General features: G+C 58.9%; 2 protein-coding genes, 1 tRNA gene, 1 rRNA gene and 1 pseudogene. 3 read left to right on the top strand and 2 right to left on the bottom strand.

What is annotated here, in order from left to right; genetic code table 11:
• The 3 genes and pseudogenes from ACN5AZ_RS18535 to ACN5AZ_RS18525 form a co-directional block, all read left to right on the top strand.
• Positions 1-1,180: hypothetical protein (locus tag ACN5AZ_RS18535; RefSeq protein WP_419430380.1), on the top strand; the 1,180-nt coding region annotated here is incomplete at its 5' end.
• A 548-nt stretch (positions 1,181-1,728) separates the two neighbouring features.
• Entirely contained in the window at positions 1,729-2,760 is a 1,032-nt protein-coding gene (locus tag ACN5AZ_RS18530; RefSeq protein WP_419430379.1) for an IS110 family transposase, read from the top strand.
• A gap of 51 nt (positions 2,761-2,811) precedes the next feature.
• Positions 2,812-3,938, top strand: a pseudogene (locus ACN5AZ_RS18525) (IS3 family transposase).
• A 133-nt stretch (positions 3,939-4,071) separates the two neighbouring features.
• Here the strand turns inward: ACN5AZ_RS18525 and ACN5AZ_RS18520 are convergent.
• Together ACN5AZ_RS18520 and rrf are read right to left on the bottom strand one after the other, a co-directional pair.
• Positions 4,072-4,148, bottom strand: a tRNA-Met gene (locus ACN5AZ_RS18520).
• 108 nt (positions 4,149-4,256) lie between these two features.
• Positions 4,257-4,371, bottom strand: a 5S ribosomal RNA gene (gene rrf / locus ACN5AZ_RS18515).
• Positions 4,372-4,551 lie beyond the last annotated feature (180 nt).

Raw genomic sequence — 4,551 nt, 5'->3', positions numbered from 1 at the left:
GCATTCCACCGATCCAACCGGTGATGGCGCCCAGGATGCCGTCTCCTACATGTGCGCCCCAGAGGTCACCAAACAGGGCCACGGCGCCGCACAAAAGGTCCCCCGCTCCCCGGACCCAGAAATCCTCCTCGGGGAGCCCGCCATGGTCCGCGCAGCCATCCGCATCGCCCCGGGCAAACACAAGTATCGCTTCGCCGTCATGTCATTCGCCCCCGAAGACATCAGCACCGAGCGCTTCAACGCAGGCGATCCCGTGGCCCGCCAACAGGTCTCCGAGCTGATCGAGACTTGCCTTGAGCTGGCCTTTGCCGGCGTCCCCAAGCCAGATCGCCCCCCGGTACTGATCACAACCCACACCCACCTCGGCCGGATGGAGCTCAATGTCCTCCTCCCACGCTGGGTCGTCCGCCCCGACGGCAAGCGCCGGAGCTTCAATCCGGACCCTCCGGGCCGGAACAACCGCGCAAACTGGCAAGCCTTCGAGGATGTCGTCAATGACCGCTTCGGCTGGGCGGACCCCCGTGACCCGTTCCGCCAGCAGCTGGTCCGGCACCCCGATTGGTACCTCAAGCGTCAGCGCAACGCCGAGCGCTTTGGGGATACAAGCAAGCGCGACATACGCCAGCAGCTCACCGCAAAACTCCTCCGCTGCTACGAGCTTGGCCTCATACGCGGTCGCAAGGATGTCTTTGACGCTGTGAGGGTCGGCAGCACACACTTTGGCATGCGTATCCTGAGCCACACGGACAGACACATCACCATCGGCCCTCCCGATGCCCCTGCCCCGGCGCGCATTCGTCTCACCGGCGCATTGTTCTCCGAGCAAGGCCTAAGCGCCGCTCTCTCTGCCGAGAAGGCCCGCCAGTTGCGCGACAAACGCTGGCAAGAGATCAAACACGCCCCGCAGCGCCTTGCCCAAGCCTGGGCACGGCGCGCAAAGTTCAATCTAAGCCGGTACGGCCTCGGCCTCTGGCCAGACCCCGCACCCCTCACGCCACAACGACAGGCCCAAATGCTCTCGCAACTGGACCCAAAGCCGATACCTCATGACGCGCACGACAACATCGACCGCGCGCAGAAGGCCAAGCATGAAACAGCGCCAGAAAAGCAGACCACAGACCCAAACACAGCCACGATCCCACAGGATCCGCTTAGCCTCAACGATGGTCCGGCGTTTTAAACGCGGCCTCACCCAGACGATCAATCTGAAATACCCCTAGGTTTATAGACGCTTTGCTTGGTAATTTTGGAAGCAAAGGAAGATGCAATGTCACGGCAAATTCGCTACTCAGATGATTTGCAAGGTCAATGCTATGGCCCAGGTCACTGAACGTGGGTATTTGATCAAAGAGGTGGCTGAACGGCTGGGGATCAGCACCAGTCGCTGTACACGTGGATGGCTCAGTTTTCGAAGCCACAAAGGCAGACAGACCAAGAAGCCGAGGTCCAGAGCTCAAGAAAGAACTGACCCGCGTGACCGAGGAGCGCGACATCCTAAAAAACCGTTCCGGGCCGTTGCCCGCCTGTGCGCGGTAGGAACAGCTTGTGCTATGCTGCGACTGAAGGGCAGTTGCCGATGGCTTATTGGTGGGCTGGACCCCGTTAAAAAACGTGGCACATGGGCTGATGCGCACTTGAGAGTGGTGACGCCGCCATCGCGGTGATCCCGGTTAGGAAGATGACGAACTTGCATGGCCCACGCCCTTCGAATTGAACGGAGGAGATGCCATGACAAAGTCCAAGACCGGCGGCCACCCGGATTTGAAGATGGTCAACCCCAATGCGGCTGCGATCGACATCGGCTCGACCATGCACATGGCGGCTGTGAACCCTGACGCCGATATTATGCCAGTGCGCGCCTTTGGGACTTTCACTCAGGATTTGCACGACCTTGCCGACTGGTTCCGGTCCTGCAATGTCACCAGCGTGGCCATGGAATCGACTGGCGTTTACTGGATCCCGGCCTTCGAGATCATGGAAGCGCATGGCTTCGAGGTCATCCTTGTGAATGCCCGCTACGCCAAGAACGTGCCAGGCCGCAAAACCGATGTGAGCGACGCGGGATGGCTGCGCCAACTGCATTCCTACGGCCTGCTCCGCGGCAGTTTCCGCCCTGAGGCGGAGATCGCCACCCTGCGCGCCTACATACGGCAACGGGAACGGCTCACCGAGTATGCCGCCGCTCACATCCAACACATGCAGAAGGCGTTGATGGAGATGAACCTTCAACTGCATCATGCCGTCTCCGACATCACGGGCGCGACGGGCATGCGGATCATCCGTGCCATTGTCGCTGGCGAGCGTGATCCGGAGGCTCTTGCCGCGTTCCGGGATATTCGCTGCAAATCCTCGATAGAGACGATCAAGGCCGCGCTGGTCGGCAACGACCGTGAGGAGCATGTCTTTGCCCTGACACAGTCGCTTGAGCTTTATGATTTTTACAAAGCGCAGATCGAGGCGTGCGACCGAAGGCTGGAGGCGGCGGTTGGGGCACTGACGGTCCGAGCTGACGATGATCTGGCTCCGCTGCCCAAGGCGCGGATCAAAGGTAAGCAGCACAATGCGGCATCCTTCGATGTGCGTGCCGCACTTTACGGGGTGTTGGGCACGGACCTCACGCAGATCCACGGGCTTGGACCATCGCTGGCCCTTAAGTTGGTGGCTGAATGCGGCACGGACCTGCGCGCTTGGCAAAGCACTAGGCACTTCACGTCTTGGCTCTGTTGGGCCCCGGGCAACAAAATTGGAGTAGCCCCCTGAAAGTGGTCCACCAACTGGGATAGATTTGTCCCACAAATTGGAGGATCAGCGATGGCTGGGAAACGAGAAAAGCCCGAAGAGATTGTATCGAAGCTTCGGCAGGTTGAAGTTCTGCAGGGACAAGGCGCGACGATCGCCGAGGCGGTGCGTCAGATCGGCGTGACACAGCAGACGTTTTATCGATGGCGTAAGCTTTATGGCGGGATGCAGCGGTCGCAGCTCGCTCGGCTGAAAGAGCTTGAGAAGGAGAACCAACGGCTCAGGCGGGCGGTCTCTGATCTCACGCTGGACAAGCTCATTCTGACCGAGGCTGCAAAGGGAAACCTCTGAGCCCTTCGCGTCGCCGCAAGTGCATTGACCATGTTCGGCAGGAACTTGGCGTGTCTGAACGTCGGGCCTGTCGCACGCTTGGACAGCATCGGTCTACGCAGCGCAAGGTGCCGCGGGGCCGGGTCGACGAGCAGCGTCTGACCGACGACATCATCGCGCTGGCCGACTAGTACGGGCGTTACGGGTATCGGATGGTGACCGGTCTACTCAACAACGCGGGCTGGTGTGTGAACCACAAGCGGGTCGAACGTATTTGGCGGCGCGAAGGGCTGAAGCTTCCGCAAAAGCAGAAGAAAAAGGGACGGCTCTGGCTGAACGATGGCTCCTGTGTCCGTTTGCGGCCCGAACGCCCAAACCATGTCTGGTCTTACGACTTCGTCCAGGACCGCACGGCGGATGGCCGGGTCTATCGGACACTGAACATTATCGATGAATACACCAGGGAGGCGCTCATGATCCGCGTCGATCGCAAGCTCAACTCCACGGACGTGCTGGATGCACTAACCGACCTGTTCATCCTGCGCGGGCAACCGGAATATATCAGATCCGACAATGGGCCGGAATTTATCGCCCAAAAGGTGCGGGATTGGATCGCCGCTGTCGGAGCAAAGACCGCGTACATCGAACCGGGCTCACCCTGGGAAAACGGATACTGCGAAAGCTTCAACGCCAGGTTCCGCGACGAGCTGTTGAATGGTGAAATCTTCTACAGCTTGAGGGCGGCCGAAATCCTGATCGAGCAATGGCGCATCCACTACAACACGATCAGGCCGCACAGCTCATTGGGCTATCGTCCGCCAGCGCCCGAAAGCACCGTGCCAATGGACCAGAGGCCGACGATGCACTAACAATCAAACCGGACCACTCGATGGGGGCATGCCACGATCCAGTGTTCAGGGGGCAGAGCAAAGCGGCACGAAAGCGTCACAGGTCCAGTCCCAATACAGTAATTCTTGGATACGGCGGCCTGTTCTCTATTATTGGTTGCGGGAGTAGGATTTGAACCTACGACCTTCAGGTTATGAGCCTGACGAGCTACCGGGCTGCTCCATCCCGCGACACTTTGATTGTGCATTGGCCTATTGGTTTAGCACGTGTCTAGCACTTCTTGTTTTATGGAAGTGCGCGTATCGCATCGTTTAGAGAGATTTGTCTGGATCTACTAGGTTTGGCGGTTACCTACTCTCCCACGTCTTAAGACGCAGTACCATTGGCGTAGAAGCACTTAACGGCCAGGTTCGGAATGGGACTGGGTGTCTTGCTTTCGCTATGACCACCAAACCGAGAAGATCCAGAAGACGTTCCCGGGGGAACGTCTGATCAATCACGTCGCGCCCCGGTTTTCGGGGCGCGTGTTGTCCAGGTTTTGTACACGTTGTGTGTATGCTTGTATCTGGTAACGGTTCGTTTGGAACCTTGCTGTTACTGGATCAAATCAAGCCTATCGGACCATTAGTACCG

The sequence above is a fragment of the Sagittula sp. SSi028 genome (genome assembly GCF_048553715.1).
GTDB lineage: Bacteria > Pseudomonadota > Alphaproteobacteria > Rhodobacterales > Rhodobacteraceae > Sagittula.
The sequence above is the reverse complement of the archived record's forward strand: the minus strand, read 5'-3'. Positions and strand labels throughout refer to the sequence as shown.